The organism is Salegentibacter lacus (genome assembly GCF_020164555.1).
In the GTDB taxonomy this organism is placed as follows: Bacteria; Bacteroidota; Bacteroidia; order Flavobacteriales; family Flavobacteriaceae; genus Salegentibacter; species Salegentibacter lacus.
In genome coordinates this window covers 42228-60581 of the sequence record NZ_JAIQZB010000012.1, presented here as the reverse complement: position 1 = coordinate 60581, position 18354 = coordinate 42228, and the positions used below count along the sequence as shown (strand labels likewise).

The 18354-nt window shown below is 38.3% G+C and carries 14 protein-coding genes; 11 read left to right on the top strand and 3 right to left on the bottom strand.

The window, feature by feature from the left end; translation table 11 throughout:
• Window positions 1-158 precede the first annotated feature (158 nt).
• Genes LB465_RS11190 through LB465_RS11180 form a run of 3 tightly spaced genes read left to right on the top strand, consistent with a single transcriptional unit; the run spans window position 159 to window position 2893 of the window.
• A complete protein-coding gene (locus LB465_RS11190; RefSeq protein ID WP_224469948.1) occupies window positions 159-1172 on the top strand; it encodes a DHH family phosphoesterase in 1014 nt (337 codons plus the stop codon).
• The gene (gene gldI, locus LB465_RS11185) at window positions 1169-1723 is read left to right on the top strand and encodes a gliding motility-associated peptidyl-prolyl isomerase GldI (protein WP_224469947.1); all 555 of its coding nucleotides are present in this window, start codon (window positions 1169-1171) and stop codon (window positions 1721-1723) included. Before LB465_RS11190 ends, gldI begins: the two co-directional genes overlap by 4 nt.
• Before the next feature lie 48 nt (window positions 1724-1771).
• Entirely contained in the window at window positions 1772-2893 is a 1122-nt protein-coding gene (locus LB465_RS11180; protein ID WP_224469946.1) for a peptidylprolyl isomerase, read from the top strand.
• Between the two features lie 164 nt (window positions 2894-3057).
• Here LB465_RS11180 and LB465_RS11175 read toward each other — a convergent pair whose 3' ends face one another.
• Entirely contained in the window at window positions 3058-4518 is a 1461-nt protein-coding gene (locus tag LB465_RS11175) for an aminoacyl-histidine dipeptidase (RefSeq protein WP_224469945.1), read from the bottom strand.
• A gap of 145 nt (window positions 4519-4663) precedes the next feature.
• Between LB465_RS11175 and LB465_RS11170 the strand changes: the two genes are divergently transcribed.
• The 8 genes from LB465_RS11170 (at window position 4664) to LB465_RS11135 (ending at window position 16543) form a co-directional block, all read left to right on the top strand.
• The gene (locus tag LB465_RS11170) at window positions 4664-5737 is read left to right on the top strand and encodes a DUF3810 domain-containing protein (RefSeq protein WP_224469944.1); all 1074 of its coding nucleotides are present in this window, start codon (window positions 4664-4666) and stop codon (window positions 5735-5737) included.
• A gap of 294 nt (window positions 5738-6031) precedes the next feature.
• Window positions 6032-9022 carry an amidohydrolase family protein gene (locus tag LB465_RS11165; RefSeq protein ID WP_224469943.1) on the top strand — a complete coding sequence of 997 codons (2991 nt, stop codon included), beginning with the start codon at window positions 6032-6034 and terminating at the stop codon, window positions 9020-9022.
• A 15-nt stretch (window positions 9023-9037) separates the two neighbouring features.
• Window positions 9038-10339 (top strand): amidohydrolase family protein, encoded by a 1302-nt coding sequence (locus LB465_RS11160; RefSeq protein WP_224469942.1) that lies wholly within the window; start codon window positions 9038-9040, stop codon window positions 10337-10339.
• A 103-nt stretch (window positions 10340-10442) separates the two neighbouring features.
• Entirely contained in the window at window positions 10443-11237 is a 795-nt protein-coding gene (locus LB465_RS11155) for a TrmH family RNA methyltransferase (protein WP_224469941.1), read from the top strand.
• Between the two features lie 52 nt (window positions 11238-11289).
• A complete protein-coding gene (locus tag LB465_RS11150) occupies window positions 11290-12528 on the top strand; it encodes a M48 family metallopeptidase (RefSeq protein ID WP_224469940.1) in 1239 nt (412 codons plus the stop codon).
• A gap of 35 nt (window positions 12529-12563) precedes the next feature.
• Window positions 12564-14774 (top strand): RelA/SpoT family protein, encoded by a 2211-nt coding sequence (locus LB465_RS11145; protein WP_224469939.1) that lies wholly within the window; start codon window positions 12564-12566, stop codon window positions 14772-14774.
• A 29-nt stretch (window positions 14775-14803) separates the two neighbouring features.
• Window positions 14804-15259 carry a Fur family transcriptional regulator gene (locus LB465_RS11140; protein WP_224469938.1) on the top strand — a complete coding sequence of 152 codons (456 nt, stop codon included), beginning with the start codon at window positions 14804-14806 and terminating at the stop codon, window positions 15257-15259.
• 12 nt (window positions 15260-15271) lie between these two features.
• The gene (locus LB465_RS11135) at window positions 15272-16543 is read left to right on the top strand and encodes an adenylosuccinate synthase (RefSeq protein WP_224469937.1); all 1272 of its coding nucleotides are present in this window, start codon (window positions 15272-15274) and stop codon (window positions 16541-16543) included.
• Window positions 16544-16648: 105 nt separating this feature from the next.
• On the opposite strand, the gene LB465_RS11130 is transcribed toward LB465_RS11135, so the two are convergent.
• Window positions 16649-17482 carry a ferritin-like domain-containing protein gene (locus LB465_RS11130; protein ID WP_224469936.1) on the bottom strand — a complete coding sequence of 278 codons (834 nt, stop codon included), beginning with the start codon at window positions 17480-17482 and terminating at the stop codon, window positions 16649-16651.
• A 27-nt stretch (window positions 17483-17509) separates the two neighbouring features.
• Window positions 17510-18253 carry a ferritin-like domain-containing protein gene (locus tag LB465_RS11125; RefSeq protein ID WP_224469935.1) on the bottom strand — a complete coding sequence of 248 codons (744 nt, stop codon included), beginning with the start codon at window positions 18251-18253 and terminating at the stop codon, window positions 17510-17512.
• Window positions 18254-18354: the final 101 nt, after the last annotated feature.

Here is an 18354-nt window from a genome sequence, read left to right as displayed (position 1 = left end):
ATTGTATCTTTACTGCTTACTCGCTAAGCGAGGTATAGAATTTACAGCCTTGGTTTGCTCTAAGGCAAATGGGATTTGAAACATTTAACAATCAGAATGTTTTATTTTTTTCAACTTAATACCTTGAGAATTCATTCCAGGGTGTTTTACATTAAATTATGATAGAACAAGCAATTTTAGAGATCACCGCCGAACTTTCTCAGGCTAAAAATATAGTAATTGTACCACACAAAGGACCCGATGGTGATGCCATGGGCTCTACTTTAGGTCTAATGCATTTTTTAAAGGATAAAGGTCATAAGGTAAATGTAATTACACCAAATGATTATCCAAGATTTCTAAAATGGTTGCCGGGAAATGACGAGGTAATTATTTATGAAAAAGATAAAGCTAATGCCGAAGATATTATAAATAATGCCGACCTGGTTTTCGCCTTGGATTTCAACCATTTAGACCGTTCAGGCGATATGCAGGGAATTTTAACTGCTTCTGAAGCGGTTTTTATTATGATAGACCATCATCGAGAACCATCAGACTTTGCTAATTATACGTATAGCGATGCTGAAATGAGTTCTACCTGTGAGATGGTATATCATTTTATAGACAAACTAAGGGCCGTCCATAAAATTACTCCCGAAATTGCAACCTGCCTTTACGTAGGAATTATGACCGATACCGGTTCTTTTAGGTTTAGCGCCACAAGTGCGGAAACACATCGCGTGATCGCTGATCTTATTGCTAAAGGGGCGGTGAATCACGAAATTCATAATAATATTTTTGATACATTTAATGAAGACAGGCTTCAGCTTTTGGGAATTGCTTTGCAAAATCTGCGCGTAAAACCTCAATTTAAAACGGCTTACATCAGTTTAACCCAGGAAGAACTCGATAAACATAATTTTCAAAAAGGAGATACCGAAGGTTTCGTAAATTACGGCCTGGCTATAGAAAATGTGGTTTTTGCCGTTATTTTTATAGAAAACAAACAAGAAGGAATTATTAAAATTTCTTTTAGGTCTAAGGGCGCTTTTAATGTGAATGAATTTGCAAGGGCTCATTTTGAAGGTGGCGGTCATAATAATGCAGCCGGAGGAAAAAGTGACCTTTCTATGGAAGATACCATCGCAAAGTTTAATACTATTCTTCCCGATTATAAGGAATTACAACAATGAATAGATACTTAATCATTTTAGCAATACTCACTTTAGGTGCCTGCAAATCTCCAGAAGCTCGTTATCCCGTGACCCAGAAATCGGGATCGCACATTAGTGAATCTATAGCTAAAAACCAGGAGTTACTGGAAAAAGAAATGGCTCTTATAGAAAATGTAATTAATCAAGATTCCACAAGAGAATATCAATCGTCTCAAGATGGTTTTTGGTACACTTACAATAAAAAAAGTGAAGATACTTCTAACACAGCTACCCCAGAATTTGGGGACCTTGTAGAATTCGATTATAGTATTTCAACATTAGATGATGATGTTATTTATGCTGAAGGAGAAAAAGCTACCAGAACTTATGCTGTGGACCAGGAAAAACTTTTTAGCGGTTTAAGACAGGGCTTAAAATTAATGAAAGAAGGAGAAACTGTAACTTTTTTATTTCCTTCGTATAAAGCCTACGGCTATTATGGTGATAAAAATAAAATAGGCACTAACTGGCCTATAAAAACCGAGGTCACGCTAAATAATATTACTGAGAAAGAAGAAATTCAAAATTAACAATAAGTAAACCCAGGGCCATAGAGCGCCTTTTAATTTTTATAATAAATGAGAACCAGTAAATTTCTACTACTTTGTGCCATGGTATTTACCATGATTTCGTGTAATGACGAATATCCCGATTTAGAAGATGGGATGTATGCTGAATTTAAAACCAATTACGGAACTTTTGTTTCCGAACTCTACTTTGAGGCAACTCCAATAACTGTTGCCAGTTTTGTTTCCCTTGCCGAAGGCAGTAATAAAATGGTAGACAGCACCCATAAAGGAAAAAATTATTACGACGGACTAACCTTTCATAGAATTATTGACGGATTCGTGATTCAGGGAGGTGATCCCTCAGGAACCGGTAGTGGTGGCCCGGGCTACAAATTCCCCGATGAAATTGTAGACAGCTTAAGCCACGATTCTAAAGGAATTCTTTCTATGGCCAACGCTGGTCCCGGCACCAATGGAAGTCAGTTTTTTGTAACTCTTGCACCAACTCCGAACCTTGATGGCAGACACACAGTTTTCGGCAAGGTTGTAGCTGGCCAGGATGTTGTAGATTCTATAGGAAAGGTTGAAACCGGCGCTAGAGATAAGCCTGTGAAAACAGTTACTATGGAAGAGGTAAATATTATTAGAAAAGGAAAAGCTGCCAAAAATTTTGATGCACCAGAAGTGTTTGAAGAAGAATTGCAAGCTATAAAAGACAAAGAAGACGCCGAAGCTGAAAAGCGTCAGGAAGCTAAGACAGCTAACGCCGAAGAGTTTGAAAGTCATAAAGATGAAGCGGAAACCTTAGATAGCGGATTAAAAGTGTACTATTTAGAAGAAGGTGACGGTGAAAGACCAAATACCGGACAAATGGTGGAAGTACTTTACGAAGGCTATTTTAGTGACGGGGATATCTTTGATACAAACAAAGAAGAACTGGCAAAAGAAATGGGCTTATTTAATGAAGGTAGAAAAAGCCAGGGAGGTTATGGTCCAATGACGGTAGTTTACGGTCCAGATGCTCCAATGATTCCAGGTTTTAAAGAAGGCATTCAGCAACTTAAAGTTGGTGATGAAGCGCTACTTTACATCCCAAGTCATTTAGGTTACGGTGAAAGAGGCGCCGGTGGCGTAATTCCTCCAAATACCGATCTTGTTTTTAAGGTAGAGTTGGTAGGTATCCAGGAGTAATTTCCTGAATTTATATAAGAAAGGCTGTTTGAATTCTTATTTTCCGACGTCAAGCTGAATTTATTTCAGCTTCTAAGTTCAATTGAAACTAGATCCTGAAATAAATTCAGGATGACGAAAGAGAAAATAACTCAAACAGCCTTTTTACTTTTAAATACTCCTTATTATTTCTTTGGAATATTCTTTAAAACTTCAATTAAGAATTTCCAGTATTTCTGGGCTGAAGTAATGCTCGCACGTTCATCGGGTGAATGTGCTCCCCTAATTGTAGGTCCAAAAGAAATCATATCCATTTCCGGATAATGGTTTCCAATAATTCCACATTCAAGCCCCGCGTGACAGGCAGCTACATCTGCTTTTTCTTTATGCAGGTTTTGATACAATTCATCTACCACCTTCAAAATAGCCGAATTAGGATTTGGCGCCCAACCAGGATATTCACCAGATAATTTTACTTTAAACTTCGCAAGTTCAAAAGTCGCTTCCAAACTATTGGCTAAATCATCTTTAGAAGATTCTACCGATGATCTTGTAAGGCAATTTATTTTCACCTTCCCATCCACAACTTTTACGCTGGCGATATTATTGGAAGCTTCCACTAAACCTTCAATATCAGGACTCATTCTGTAAACGCCGTTATGCGCTGCAGAAATTGCCTTAACTACTTCCTGCTGATCTTCAACTTTCATTACCTTATTAGGAACTTCGGTTTCAGAAATTTCAATATCCATATTAGGTTCGAGGGAAGCAAATTCAGCTTTAATCTCACGAACCTGCTGAATAATTTCGGTCAAAAAAGTTTCGGTATTCGATTTATCAACTACTACAATGGCTTCACTTTCGCGTGGAATAGCATTTCTTAGTCCACCTCCATTAATGCTGGAAACACGCAAACCGAAATCTCTATTTGAATCGAAAAGCACACGAGCCATAATTTTATTGGCATTAGCCAGACCTTTTATGATATCCATTCCGGAATGTCCACCTCTTAATCCTTTTACTTTTATCTGGTAACCTACCGAATTATCAGGCGTGTTTTCTTCTTCATAATCTCTAACTGCAGTAATATCTACCCCACCGGCACATCCAATACCAATTTCATCGTCTTCTTCCGTATCCAGATTTAAGAGAATATCACCCTCAAGTAGATTAGAATCCAAACCTTTGGCGCCGGTCATACCGGTTTCTTCATCTATAGTAAACAAAGCTTCGAGAGCGGGATGCTGAATATCGTTACTTTCCAAAATCGCCATCATACTTGCTACACCGAGTCCGTTATCTGCTCCCAGAGTGGTTCCTTTGGCTCGTACCCAATCACCATCAACATACATATTGATTGCGCTGGTTTCAAAATCAAAATCGGTATCGTTGTTTTTCTGGTGTACCATATCTAAATGCGACTGCAGCACGATAGGTTTTCTTTCTTCCATCCCGGCAGTGGCCGGTTTTTTTATTACCACATTTCCGGTATCGTCTACCAGGGTTTCCAGGTTAAGTTTGTTACCAAAGTTTTTCATAAACTCAATTACCCGCTCTTCTTTTTTAGAAGGTCGCGGCACTTCGTTTAGATCGGCAAATTTATTCCATAAGATTTTCGGTTCTAATTCCCTTATTTCTTCGTTCATTGTTTTATATTTTGGTCTTTTACAAAGGTATTGGTAATAAACAAAGAAGGAAAATTTACAGACTTTTTAAAACTTATTTAACCAAAAGAAGGCCAGTTACTTAAGATTTTAAGTCGTGTTTTGCTAATAATTGTATTTTTAAAAAGTGAAGAAAAAAGGACTTTATATTTTAGCATTTCTGCTTCCGGTGCAGATCGTTTTTATCATTTTCCTCGCCGGATATCCTGAGCTGGTAGAAAATTGGTACAGCCGATTGGTTTACCCACAGTTATCAAAATTAATGCGCTACGGACACGGATTTTTACCGTTTTCACTGGGCGACCTCTTATATACGTTCTTCGGAATTTTAATAATTCGTTGGGTAATTAGACGTTTTCAGCAGAAATTTAGAAATCCCAGGTTTTGGTTAATAGATGCCCTTGCGGTTTTATCTTTGGTATATGCCTGTTTTCATATTTTCTGGGGATTTAATTATTACCGCTTACCGCTTCACGAAACTTTGGAGATTGAAAACGATTATACCACCGAAGAGCTCTATTCACTTTCAGAAATATTAATTACCGAATCCAACAAACTCCATAACCAGCTTACCGAAAATGATTCGCTTAGTGTAGTAGTTCCCTATTCTAAAAATCAAATCTTTGAAAAAACTATTGAAGGCTATACCAATATCAGCAAAGATTATCCTGAGCTCACTTATAAAGGCGAATCGCTAAAACGATCCTTATATAGTATTCCGCTTTCTTATATGGGTTTCAACGGTTATCTCAACCCGCTTACCGGCGAGGCCCAGGTAAATACGCAAATTGTATCTTATAAAATTCCTACTACTGCCAGCCACGAAATTGGACATCAGTTAGGATTTGCCAAAGAAAATGAGGCTAATTTTATTGCCTGTCTAAGCACGATGAACCATCCCGATGCTTATTTTAGGTATTCAGGTTATACTTTTGCGTTGCGATATTGCCTAAATGAATTATATAGAAGAGAACCTGAAAAGTTTGAAGCTTTAAAAGCCAAACTTAATTCCGGAATACTGGAAAACTATCGTGAAGTAGAAGAATTCTGGCTTGCGCATCAAAATCCTTTTGAACCGATTTTTCAAGCTTTTTACAACCGTTTTCTAATAGTGAATAATCAGGCCGACGGAATGAAAAGCTACAGTTACGTGGTTGCACTCTTGGTTAATTACTTTTCAGAAGAAAAAAATAAACTTTAACCTATTAATTATTTAGGATTGAGAAAATAAATTGAATATCTGAAAACAGTCATGCTTTAAAATTTGGATGTCACCCTGGTAACTTGTTTCAGGGTCTAAGTTGAATATATAGACTGTTCGTGTTAGATGCTGAAAAAAGTTCAGCATGACGATTTATTCATAATTTTAATTTAATGAATAAAAACAGACATAAATAAAATCTCACATAGTTTAAAAACCAATTTCAGCTTTGTTATAATTTTCTTAATTTACCGGCCTTAAGAGTAAAACCACATTTAATTCAACTAAAACTTTATGAAAATAAGACTTTTACTATGTCTGGTATTTCTGGTCAGCCTACAGGCAAAAGCCCAGGAATACTTCCCCAAAAACGACGGGGTAAAAAATCCACAAACCAACTACACGGTATTTAAAAATGCAAAAATTCACGTAAGCCCGCAGGAGACAATAGAAAGCGGAATGTTCGTGGTGAAAGATGGCAAAATCACCGCCATTGGCAAATCGGTTAACGAACCGCAAAACAGTATTGTTATTGATTTAGAAGGTAAAGAAGTTTATCCTTCATTTATTGATTTATACAGCAGTTTTGGAATAAAAGAACCTGAAGAAGCCAGTGGAAACGGCCAGCCGCAATATGATGCAAACCGTGAAGGTTATTACTGGAACGATCATATTAGGCCGGAAACCGATGCCGTAGAATCTTTTAATTACGATGAAAAGGCTGCAACTTCACTTCATAAAGCCGGATTTGGTGCGGTAAACACACACGTTCCTGACGGAATTATACGCGGTACCGGAATGCTTGTAGCATTGAACCCGGGCGGAACCGAAGGCGATCGTATACTAAAAGATCGCTCAGCACAATACCTTTCTTTCGATAAAAGTAAACTGTCCAGACAATCTTATCCAACCTCAACAATGGGCGCGATGGCTTTAATTCGCCAGGCCTATTTGGATGCAGAATGGTATGGAAAAGGAAAATCAGAAAACAAAGATTTAGCTCTGGAAGCTTTAAACCGAAATAAAAGCCTCACTCAAATCTTTGCTACAGATAATCTTCTGGATGCTTTAAGAGCTGGCAAAATCGGAAATGAATTTAGCGTAGATTATGTGATTTTAGGCGACGGAAAAGAATACCAACGTCTCCATGAAATAAAAGAAACCGGAAGCACTTTTATTGTTCCGCTTAATTTCCCTGATGCCTACGATGTAGAAAATCCTTTTTTGGCTGAGCACGTAACGCTGGAAGAAATGAAAATCTGGAACCAGGCCCCGGCTAACCTTAAAATGCTTGCCGAAAATGACATTCCTTTTACCATAACTGCTCACGATCTTGAATCTGAAAAAGATTTTAGAAATAATTTGCTAAAAGCGGTTTCTTACGGCTTGAGCAAAGAGGACGCGCTTGCGGCACTAACCACTACTCCGGCAAAAATACTTGGAGAGGGAAATCGTTTGGGAACTTTAAAAGAAGGTGCCTGGGCGAATTTCATCATAACTTCAGGAGATTATTTTGATAAGGAAACCAGTGTTTTCGAAAACTGGATCCAGGGAGAAAGAGCTGTCATTAATAAAATGAACACTACCGATATAACCGGAACGTATGATCTTAAGTTAGAAGGCTCTACATATGAACTAAAGATTTCTGGAAAACCGGAAGCACCTAAAGCAAGCGTAAAATCTGGTGAAACAAAACTAGGTGCAAAACTTAGTTTTTCAGATAACTGGATGAACTTATTGCTTTCTCCGGCCGATACCACAAAAACAGGTTTTACACGTTTAGTGGCCAAAACCGACGATAATAAGAATGAAATTTCTGGAACAGCGTATTTAAGTGATGGTTCAGAAACTGATTTTAGTGCTACTAAGAAAACTTCAACTGAAACTGCTGAAGCAGAAGAAGACGAAAAAGAAAATGGAGAAGATGAAGATGAGGACATTCGCGAAATTATGCCTGTAAGTTTTCCGAATAAAGCCTACGGATTTTCTGAAATGCCAGAAGAAGAAAGCATTCTATTTCAAAACGCCACAGTGTGGACCAATGAAGAAGAAGGAATTCTAGAAAATACCGATGTTTTAGTGAAAAATGGGAAGATTTCCAAAATTGGAGAAAATCTAAATGCAGGAAATGCACGAGTAGTTGATGCTACAGGAAAACACCTTACTTCGGGAATTATAGACGAACACTCCCATATTGCTGCTTCAGCAATTAACGAAGCGGGCCATAATTCTACTGCCGAAGTAACTATGGAAGACGTAGTAGATCCTACAGATATGAATATTTACCGAAATCTTGCCGGCGGCGTAACTACCGTTCAACTTTTACACGGTTCAGCAAATCCCATTGGTGGGCAATCGGCGATCTTGAGACTTAAATGGGGGGAAAACGCTGAGGATATGCTCTTTGAAAATTCCCCGAAATTTATAAAATTCGCATTGGGGGAAAATGTGAAGCAATCTAACTGGGGAAGTCGTTCAAGATTCCCACAAACCAGGATGGGTGTAGAGCAGGTTTTTACCGATTATTTCACCAGGGCAAAGGAATATGAAGAAGGCAGGGAAAACGATGAAGACTTTAGAAGAGACCTGGAGATGGAAACCCTTTTAGAAATAATTAATAGCGAGCGTTTTGTTTCAGCTCATTCCTATGTTCAAAGTGAAATTAATATGTTGATGAAAGTTGCCGAGAATTTTGATTTCAGAATTAATACTTTCACCCATATTTTAGAAGGTTATAAAGTGGCCGATAAAATGAAGGAACACGGCGCCGGTGGCTCAACTTTTTCTGATTGGTGGGCCTATAAATATGAGGTGAACGATGCCATTCCTTTTAATGCACCAATTATGCACAGCCAGGGAATTGTAACCGCAATTAACAGTGACGATGCCGAGATGAGTAGACGATTAAATCAGGAAGCAGCGAAATCTGTTAAATATGGAGGTGTATCTGAAGAAGACGCATGGAAATTCGTAACATTGAATCCGGCAAAATTATTGCATATAGACGATCGTGTTGGAAGTGTAAAAACAGGAAAAGACGCCGATTTGGTATTGTGGTCAGATAATCCTTTATCGATTTACGCCAAGGCGGAAAAAACCTTAATTCAGGGAAAAGTTTTCTTTGATATAGAACGAGATAAAGAATTGCGTGAAGAAATTCAGGAGCAAAGAAGTGAATTAATTACCCAAATGTTGGAAGCCAAAAATAAAGGCCTTAAAACTCAACCGGTAACGAAGAAAGAAGAACAACATATCCATTGTAATACACTGGAAGAAATCCATTAAAAAGAACAAATGAAGATGAAATATTTAGTAATAATTGCGCTATTTACCTGTATAGGAAATTCTTTTGCCCAACAAACCCCGGCTTCCAAACAAACCGAAGCAGTAACTATTGTTGGCGCCACGGCCCACCTCGGGAACGGTGAAATTATTGAGAACAGCCTAATTATTTTTGAAGATGGTAAAATCACTCAGGTGATGGATGCTACCGCTACAAAAATGCAATACCGCGGCCGAATTATTGAGGCCGAAGGAAAACACGTGTACCCGGGATTTATCGCTCCGAACGCCACTTTAGGTTTGGTAGAGATCGATGCTGTTCGTGCTACAGACGATGAAGATGAAATTGGATCCATGCTTCCCCATATTAGAAGTGTTATTGCCTACAATGCCGAAAGCAAAATCGTAGAAAGTATGCGACCAAATGGGGTTCTTATGGGACAAATTGTACCACGTGGTGGCAGAATTTCAGGAACATCATCTATCGTGCAGTTTGACGCATGGAATTGGGAAGACGCGACAATCAAAGAAGACGATGGTTTACATATTAACTGGCCAAGTAGTTTTACCAGAGGCCGCTGGTGGGCCGGTGAAGATCCAGGTGTTAAACCAAGTGAAGATTATCAGGAAGATCTCTTAAAACTTGAAGAATTTTTCGCATCGGCTAAAGCTTATTTAGAAGGTAACAACGAAAAAACAAATCTCGCTTACGAAGCGATGAAAAACGTTTTCACTGGAGATAAACGTGTTTATATTCACGTAGATGGAAAGAAGGAAATCCTGGATGTAATAGATTTTAAGAAAGATCACGAATTAGAACATCTGGTAATTGTTGGTGGCTATGAAGCACATAAAGCAATAGAAGATCTAAAAAACAATAATATTTCAGTCTTGGTTCAACGACCACACGATACGCCAAGCAGTGAAGACCATGATTATGATTTTCCCTATAAATTAGCCGGAATTCTACATAACAAAGGTGTTTTAGTAGCTCTGGAAAGCAGCGGGAGTATGGAAAGAATGAATACCAGAAACCTACCTTTTTACGCAGGAACTGCAGGTGCTTATGGTTTGGGTAAAGAAGAAGCGCTTAAGCTTATTACTTCGAACACCGCCAAAATACTTGGAATAGATGATATGGTTGGTACTTTGGAAAAAGGAAAAACAGCCACATTGTTTATTAGCGAAGGGGATGCTTTGGATATGCGAGGAAATATTTTGACCCACGCTTTTATCCAGGGACGGGAAGTAAGTTTGGAAACTCACCAAACCGAACTTTACCAACGTTATATGGAAAAATACGATAGCGCGAGTAAATAGAAATAAATTCGCGGAATTTAAAGAGGTTAACAATTATACCGAAGGCGGTATTTTGTTAACCTCTTTTCTTTGCAATAGGCTTAAACTCCCTATTTTTACACCTATGATTAAGCAAATTAGCAGTACGCAAAATAAGGAAGTAAAACACCTGCTCCTATTACAGGAAAAATCACGGCAGCGTAGAAAAGAAGGTGTTTGTCTGGTTGAAGGCAAACGGGAAATTCAATTGGCTTTAAAGGGAAAATTTGAACTAAAAGCAGTCTATTTTTGTCCAGACTTGCTGAATTTAAAAGAAATTGAATCATTAATTTCAGAGGAAGTTCAAATTACTGAGATTTCTTCGGAAGTTTACGAGAAACTAGCCTATAGAAGTAGTACTGAAGGAGTTTTAGCGATTTTTAAAACTAAAGAGAACAGCCTACAAAGTATTAAATTCCAGACTAAAAATCCTTTAATTCTTGTTGCTGAAGCTCCTGAAAAACCGGGAAATATAGGTGCGATTCTAAGAACTGCCGATGCTGCGAATGTAGATGCTGTTTTTATCGCAAATCCAAAAACCGATCTTTATAACCCAAATATTATCCGTTCCAGTGTGGGCTGCGTATTTACCAATCAAATCGCCACCGGGAGTACTTCAGAAATTATTGAATTTTTAAAGGAAAAGAATATTTCGATATATGCTGCTGCCCTGCAAGCTTCAAAACCATATCACGAGATAGATTTCACTCAGGCTGCAGCTATTGTAGTGGGAACTGAAGCCACCGGTTTAAGTGGAGAATGGCGACAAAATTCAACCCAAAATATTATTATTCCAATGAGTGGTGAAATTGATTCTATGAATGTTTCTGTTGCGGCCGGAATCCTTATTTTTGAAGCCAAAAGACAACGTCGTTTCTAAAGATTAAACCACGTTGTCAGCAAGTATAATTCAGCATTAAAATTAAAAGCCTTTGAACCCCGAAACCATATTTTATATCATCATTGCCATTATTGTAATCGATTTTATTATCGATAAGATTCTGGACACCTTAAACGCGAAACATTTTGATGATCCTGTCCCTCAGGAGCTCAGCGATGTTTACGATAAAGAAGAAAACGAAAAGTCCCAATGTTACAAAAAGGAGCGTTACAGGTTTGGAATTATCACATCTACATTTTCAGTTTTGCTTACTTTGGGATTTATCCTCTTTGACGGATTTGCGTGGGTAGATGACATCGCGCGAAACTTTACCGATAATGCCATTCTGGTGGCCCTTATTTTCTTCGGAATAATAATGATTGGCAGCGATATACTTACCACGCCTTTTTCCTGGTACAGCACTTTTGTTATCGAGGAAAAATATGGCTTCAATAAAACCACGAAAAAAACCTTTTTTTTAGATAAAATAAAAGGTTTGCTTATGATGGCTATCCTCGGAGGTGGGATCTTGGCACTAATCGTTTGGTTCTACCAATTTGCCGGAAATGATTTCTGGTGGTATGCTTGGATTCTGGTAGCGGTATTTTCTATATTCCTCAATATGTTTTATGCAAAACTCATAGTGCCTATATTTAATAAACAAAGTCCGCTGGAAGAAGGTTCTCTGCGCACAAAGATTGAAACTTATGCCGAAAGTGTAGGTTTTACCCTCGATAATATTTTTATCATAGACGGTTCTAAACGGAGTACAAAAGCGAATGCTTATTTTTCCGGATTTGGAAAAGAAAAACGCATTACCCTTTTTGATACTTTGGTAAAAGACCTGGAAGAAGAAGAAATTGTAGCGGTACTGGCGCACGAAGTTGGGCATTATAAAAAGAACCATATTATTGTGAATTTGGGCGCTTCAATCTTAACTACCGGTTTCACATTGTGGCTTTTGTCCCTATTTGTGGGTAGCCCTGCCCTTTCACAAGCGCTGGGGGTTGATGAACCAAGTTTTCATATTGGCTTAATTGCCTTCGGGATTTTATACAGTCCTATTTCAGAAGTCACAGGCTTGTTAATGAATTATTTATCTCGAAAATTTGAATATCAGGCAGATGATTATGCAAAGCAAACCTACGGTGCTGGGCCTTTAATTTCAAGCTTAAAAAAACTTACCAAAAACACCTTAAGCAATCTTACTCCACATAAAGCTTATGTCTTTATGCATTATTCGCATCCCACACTTTTACAAAGGTTCAGGAACTTAAAGCGCGGTTTGTAGTTGTTTCTTTATAATCTTAATTGTACTTTTAAATTATGACAGAAGCCGCTATAGAGAAAGAAAACAAGCAAATTGCAAGGCAGTATAAAGAACTCCTGCGCATAAGTTACCGCAGCTTAAGTGACGATGATAAAAAGCAAATTAGAAAGGCTTTTGATACCGCTGTAGAGGCACATAAAGATCAGCGAAGAAAATCTGGCGAAGCTTATATTTTTCACCCAATCGCTGTTGCAAAAATCGTAGCTTCAGAAATTGGGTTAGATGCCACTTCCATTATCGCAGCCCTTTTACACGATGTGGTTGAAGACACGATTTATACGCTGGAGGATATAGAGAAGATGTTCGGGAAAACTGTTGCAACAATCGTTGACGGGCTTACTAAAATTTCCAGTTTAAAGAAAGATAAAGATGTTTCGCTGCAGGCCGAGAATTTCCGGAAAATGTTGCTTACTCTAAATGATGATATTCGGGTAATTATTATCAAGATTGCCGATAGATTGCACAATATGCAAACTATGGATGCAATGCGGCGTGATAAACAGGAAAAGATCGCTTCAGAAACACTTTATATTTATGCTCCGCTAGCCCACAGAATTGGGCTATACAATATTAAAACCGAACTCGAGGATCTTGGTTTAAAATATACTGAACCCGAAGTTTATCATGAGATTCACACTAAAATAAAAGAAAGCAAAGAGGAGCAGGATGCCTACATTAAAGAATTTTCCAGGATTATTGAAGATTCGCTGAATCAGGAAGAGCTTAAATATGATATTAAAGGAAGGCCAAAATCTATCTATTCCATAAATCGTAAAATGCAAGCTCAGAATGTGAGTTTTGACGAGGTTTACGACAAATTTGCTATTCGGATAATTTACAAAAGTGACCAGGCAAACGAAAAATTCCTTGCCTGGAAAATTTATTCTATAGTCACCGATCACTTTAGGCCAAATCCTACAAGGCTTCGGGATTGGATTTCTTCACCTAAATCTACAGGTTACGAAGCTTTGCATATTACCGTTATGGGACCAAAAGGCCGTTGGGTAGAAGTTCAGATTCGTAGCCAACGAATGAACGAGATTGCCGAAAAAGGATATGCTGCACACTATAAATATAAGGAAGGTGACACCCAGGAAGACCGCGGAATTGAAGAATGGTTAAACCGGCTTCAGGAAGCATTGGAAAACCCCGATGTAAATGCGGTAGATTTTGTAGAGCAGTTTAAACTCAACCTTTATTCAAAAGAAATATTCGTTTTTACTCCCCAGGGAGATTTAAAATCTTTACCAAAAGGCTCTACGCCTTTAGATTTCGCTTTCAGTATTCATACAGAAATTGGCTTAAAAACGAGAGGCGCACGTGTAAACAATAAATTAGTGCCTTTAAGCCACGAATTGAAAAGTGGTGACCAGGTAGAAATAATCACTTCCGAAAATGCACAGCCTAATGTAAACTGGCTTGATTATGCGACAACCGCAAGAGCTCGCGCCAAGATAAAATCTTCTTTAAAAGATGAAAAACGAGAAATAGCCGAAGAAGGGAAAGCGATACTCACCCGAAAGTTACGCGCACAAAAAATTCCTTTTAATGAAAAAATAATCAATGAGTTGGTGGTTCATTTTAATCTAAAAACCAGCCTTGATCTATTTTATCGCGTTGGAATTGGGAAAATTGACAATCAGAAACTCAAGGAATTTGCATCTTCCCGAAGTAATGCACTGGTAAGTTATATTAAACGAAAGATCACTAAACCGGTTATTGCCGAAGATCTTAATAAAGATGAAATTACTTCTAAATACGATCAGCTTGTTTTTGGAAGGGATGAAGATGAAACTTTAGAATATAAACTGGCTAATTGCTGTAATCCTATTCCCGGAGACCAGGTTTTTGGTTTTGTAACGGTAAATGATGGGATTAAAGTTCATAAGAAAAACTGCCCAAATGCGCTTCAGCTTCAGAGCAATTATGCCTACAGAATTATTCCCGCAAAATGGATAGATTCTTCGCAACAAGACTTTAAAGCAGTAGTTAAATTAACGGGAATTGACAATTTAGGTTTGGTAAGTGAGATCACAAAAGAAATCTCCAGCAACCTAAATGTGAATATGCAAAAGGTTAATTTTGAAAGTGTAGATGGTGTCTTTAGCGGGCAAATAACGCTTAGGGTAAAGAACAATGCCATACTTACAAAAATCATAAACCGACTCAAAAAAATTAACGGCATCGATAAGGTTAGCCGTGAATAATCCTATACCTTTGTAAGGTACAAAGAACTATGAGCAAAAAAGTTGTAAATAAGAACGATCAGGCAGTAGTTAAAAACGTTTTCACCAAGTATTTGGAAGAAAAAGGGCATAGAAAAACCCCAGAACGTTTTGCGATACTTCAAGAAATCTACAATAACGACGATCATTTTGATATAGAGTCACTCTACATTAAAATGAAAAACAAGAAGTACCGGGTAAGTCGTGCCACCCTCTATAATACCATAGAATTATTACTGGAATGCGGACTTGTTAGGAAGCATCAATTTGGACAAAACCAGTCCCAATACGAGAAATCTTATTTTGACCGGCAGCACGACCACGTTATTCTAACCGACACAGGCGAAGTGATAGAATTTTGCGACCCTCGTATACAATCTATTAAGCAAACAATTGAAGAAGTGTTTGATATTAAAATTACCAAACATTCTTTATATTTTTACGGCAATAAAAAAACAACCAACTAACTTAAGATTTCAATGGCGGTAGATTTACTACTCGGTCTCCAATGGGGTGACGAAGGCAAAGGAAAAATTGTTGATGTGCTCACCTCTAAATACGATATTATTGCGAGATTTCAGGGCGGACCAAACGCAGGACACACGCTCGAATTCGATGGGCAAAAACACGTACTCCACACCATCCCTTCAGGAATTTTTCACGATGAAACCATTAACCTTGTAGGAAATGGCGTAGTGATAGATCCAGTGATTTTTAAAAAAGAACTGGACAACCTCAGCAAACACAATATAGATTATATATCTAAACTGCTTATTTCCCGAAAAGCACATTTAATTTTGCCTACACACAGGCTTTTAGATGCGGCTTCTGAAGCTTCTAAAGGAAAGGCTAAAATTGGTTCTACCCTTAAAGGTATTGGTCCAACTTATATGGACAAAACCGGAAGAAACGGAATTCGTGTTGGTGATTTAGAGCTGGAAAACTGGAAAGAAAAATACAGAACTCTGGCCGATAAGCACGAGAAGATGATCAAATTCTACGATGTAGATGTTCAATATGATCTTGCTGAACTGGAAAAGGAATTTTTTAATGCAATAAAAACGCTGAAATCACTAACTTTTATAGATAGTGAAGCTTATTTGCACGAAGCCCAGAAAGAAGGAAAAACTATTTTAGCCGAAGGTGCCCAGGGATCTTTACTGGATATTGATTTTGGAACCTATCCTTTTGTAACTTCTTCCACAACTACTGCTGCAGGAGCCTGTACAGGACTTGGCGTTGCGCCGAATAAAATTGGTGAAGCCTATGGGATTTTCAAAGCATATACAACCCGCGTTGGAAGTGGCCCCTTCCCTACCGAACTTTTTGATGAAGACGGTGAAACCATGGGACGTGTAGGTAACGAATTTGGTGCTACCACCGGTCGCGCGCGTAGATGTGGCTGGCTGGATTTAGTAGCTTTAAAATATGCAGTTCAGGTTAACGGAATCACCCAGTTAATTATGATGAAAGGTGATGTACTTAGCGGATTTAAAACTCTAAAAGTATGTACTGCCTATAATTATAAAGGAAAGGAAATTCATCATTTACCCTATAATATTGAACCGGAAAATGTGACACCTGTTTATACCGAAATTAAGGGTTGGGCAGCAGATCTTACCGGAATGACCAAGGCCGATGAACTTCCGAAAGAGTTGATTGATTATGTAGAGTTTTTAGAAAAAGAACTGGAAATACCAATTAAAGTGGTTTCAGTAGGACCCGATAGAAAACAAACTATAGAACGCTAATTTAAAGCGTACCGAGTTTAAAAATCAAAAAGCCGTTTCAAATCGAAACGGCTTTTTTCATAACAAAATTCTTATAACAAAAACTTAGAATTGAGTTAGTTATCTTTATGAAACGATAAACAATCCTGCAATTTGCTGGGCTACTTCCCCGCTCATTGGTTCATCATAAGATTGCGATACGGCTTCGGCGCTAAATCCTGTAGCATCTACCAGGTTTACTCCTCCCTGTACTACATTCTCTTCACCATCGTAAACTGCCTGCGTTGCTTCCGGCATTCCCGGTCCGCGGTTGTTTAGCGTTATCCAGCCAAGAGCATTTTCGTTAGTATTTTCATTTAAAACATCAGCTCTTAACCTTCTTATTTCTGAAGCATGTCTTGCTTCTACAGAATGTATTTGCAAAGCAGGGGTTAAAAATTGGGTTCCCATAAGATTTCCGGCCTGTCCTTTGTAAGCTCTAACTCCGGTATCCTCAAATGCCTGGGCTAAAGCTAATAACTGAGCGTAGGCCATATCATTATTTGGGTTAAAAGGATCAAAAGCTCCTCCAGCCGTAAAATCGAATTCCGGAGAATCTACTGAATTATCTCCTAGACCTGTTTGTAGAAATGTAACGTGAGCAGATTCGTGTTTCGAAATTTGGTTATATACCGCTTCGGCTCTACCGCCACTGGGCAACACACCAGAGTCTAAGGCTTTAATGTAGAATTCAGCTTCAAGGTATTCTAGAGTAAGCGCAAGCTGCAATGCTCCAATAGCATTATTCCCGTTATCCTGAGCAAATGCTTTACTCGATGTTGAAGCCAGGCCAAAAGGCACCGCTACCATAGCTGCCTTTTTCCCAAAACTACCAAGATTACCAAGCATAGCTCGTCTCGATGAAGCCTTTTTCGTAAGACTTTCAGAAGTAAATTCGTCTAAAAATTTTATAATATCCATAATGTTGTTTTTAAGTTGATTAAAAGATTATTGAGGCAAGTTATTAGCAGTGAATTCTGTAACTACAAAGCCGGTATTTCCAACTTCGCTTAGAATTGTTTGCGGATCTTTCGCTAGATCTAATCCGTTGCTATCAATAATATCATCTCCTGCAAAAGCTGTATCATCTTCTAGATAAATAGAGCGAATTGCTGCGGCGTGTCTTGCTTCTACAGAAACAATTTTCCCAGCAATCACCAGAAAATCCGGAGTTTGAAGTAATCTTCCTGCGCCATTATATGCGGCTACACCCGTATCTTCAAGTACTCTAGCGGTGGCCAGTACAGAATTTCTATCGGCAAAATTCACACTGCTAAAGTCAAATTCAAGTTCTGGTAATACCTGGCTTGCCTCCGCGTTTGCACCAATGGCAGCCTTGAAAAATTCGCGGTGAATTACCTCGTGGTCATATAGATCTTCTAATATCTTTTTTTCTTCAGCATTAGCTCCGGCCCAATAAGAACCATCTAGAACCTTAGTATAGAATGCAGCCTCCAACTGCTCCAGGGCGTAAGCATAATTTAAAATACCTACATCGCCGCTTCCCAGATCAAAAACTTCTCCCGGCATAGGTTCCGGGTTATTCATGTCATCATCACTGCTACATCCATAAAGCAACAATCCTGAACCTGCTACTGCAAGTCCTCCCATTTTAAGAAATTTTCTTCGGGATTTACTGTTTTTCAAAGGCTTTGCAGAAACTGCATCTACCTTAATACGTGGTTTTTCCATAATTTAAGTTCTTTAGTTATTTATTAAACATACGCAGTAAAAAGTGTCAGGGTTTTATTTAAGTTGTTAAGGTTTTCTAAACAGAAGCTGAGAAGACTTAA

Bases quoted from the DNA above. Each gene is read 5' to 3' on its own strand.
- LB465_RS11180 (WP_224469946.1), top strand. From the start codon at position 1,772: ATGAGAACCAGTAAATTTCTACTACTTTGTGCCATGGTATTTACCATG.
- gldI (WP_224469947.1), top strand. From the start codon at position 1,169: ATGAATAGATACTTAATCATTTTAGCAATACTCACTTTAGGTGCCTGC.
- LB465_RS11140 (WP_224469938.1), top strand. From the start codon at position 14,804: ATGAGCAAAAAAGTTGTAAATAAGAACGATCAGGCAGTAGTTAAAAAC.
- LB465_RS11190 (WP_224469948.1), top strand. From the start codon at position 159: ATGATAGAACAAGCAATTTTAGAGATCACCGCCGAACTTTCTCAGGCT.
- LB465_RS11165 (WP_224469943.1), top strand. From the start codon at position 6,032: ATGAAAATAAGACTTTTACTATGTCTGGTATTTCTGGTCAGCCTACAG.
- LB465_RS11130 (WP_224469936.1), bottom strand. From the start codon at position 17,482: ATGGATATTATAAAATTTTTAGACGAATTTACTTCTGAAAGTCTTACG.
- LB465_RS11125 (WP_224469935.1), bottom strand. From the start codon at position 18,253: ATGGAAAAACCACGTATTAAGGTAGATGCAGTTTCTGCAAAGCCTTTG.
- LB465_RS11175 (WP_224469945.1), bottom strand. From the start codon at position 4,518: ATGAACGAAGAAATAAGGGAATTAGAACCGAAAATCTTATGGAATAAA.
- LB465_RS11135 (WP_224469937.1), top strand. From the start codon at position 15,272: ATGGCGGTAGATTTACTACTCGGTCTCCAATGGGGTGACGAAGGCAAA.
- LB465_RS11145 (WP_224469939.1), top strand. From the start codon at position 12,564: ATGACAGAAGCCGCTATAGAGAAAGAAAACAAGCAAATTGCAAGGCAG.
- LB465_RS11160 (WP_224469942.1), top strand. From the start codon at position 9,038: ATGAAATATTTAGTAATAATTGCGCTATTTACCTGTATAGGAAATTCT.
- LB465_RS11155 (WP_224469941.1), top strand. From the start codon at position 10,443: ATGATTAAGCAAATTAGCAGTACGCAAAATAAGGAAGTAAAACACCTG.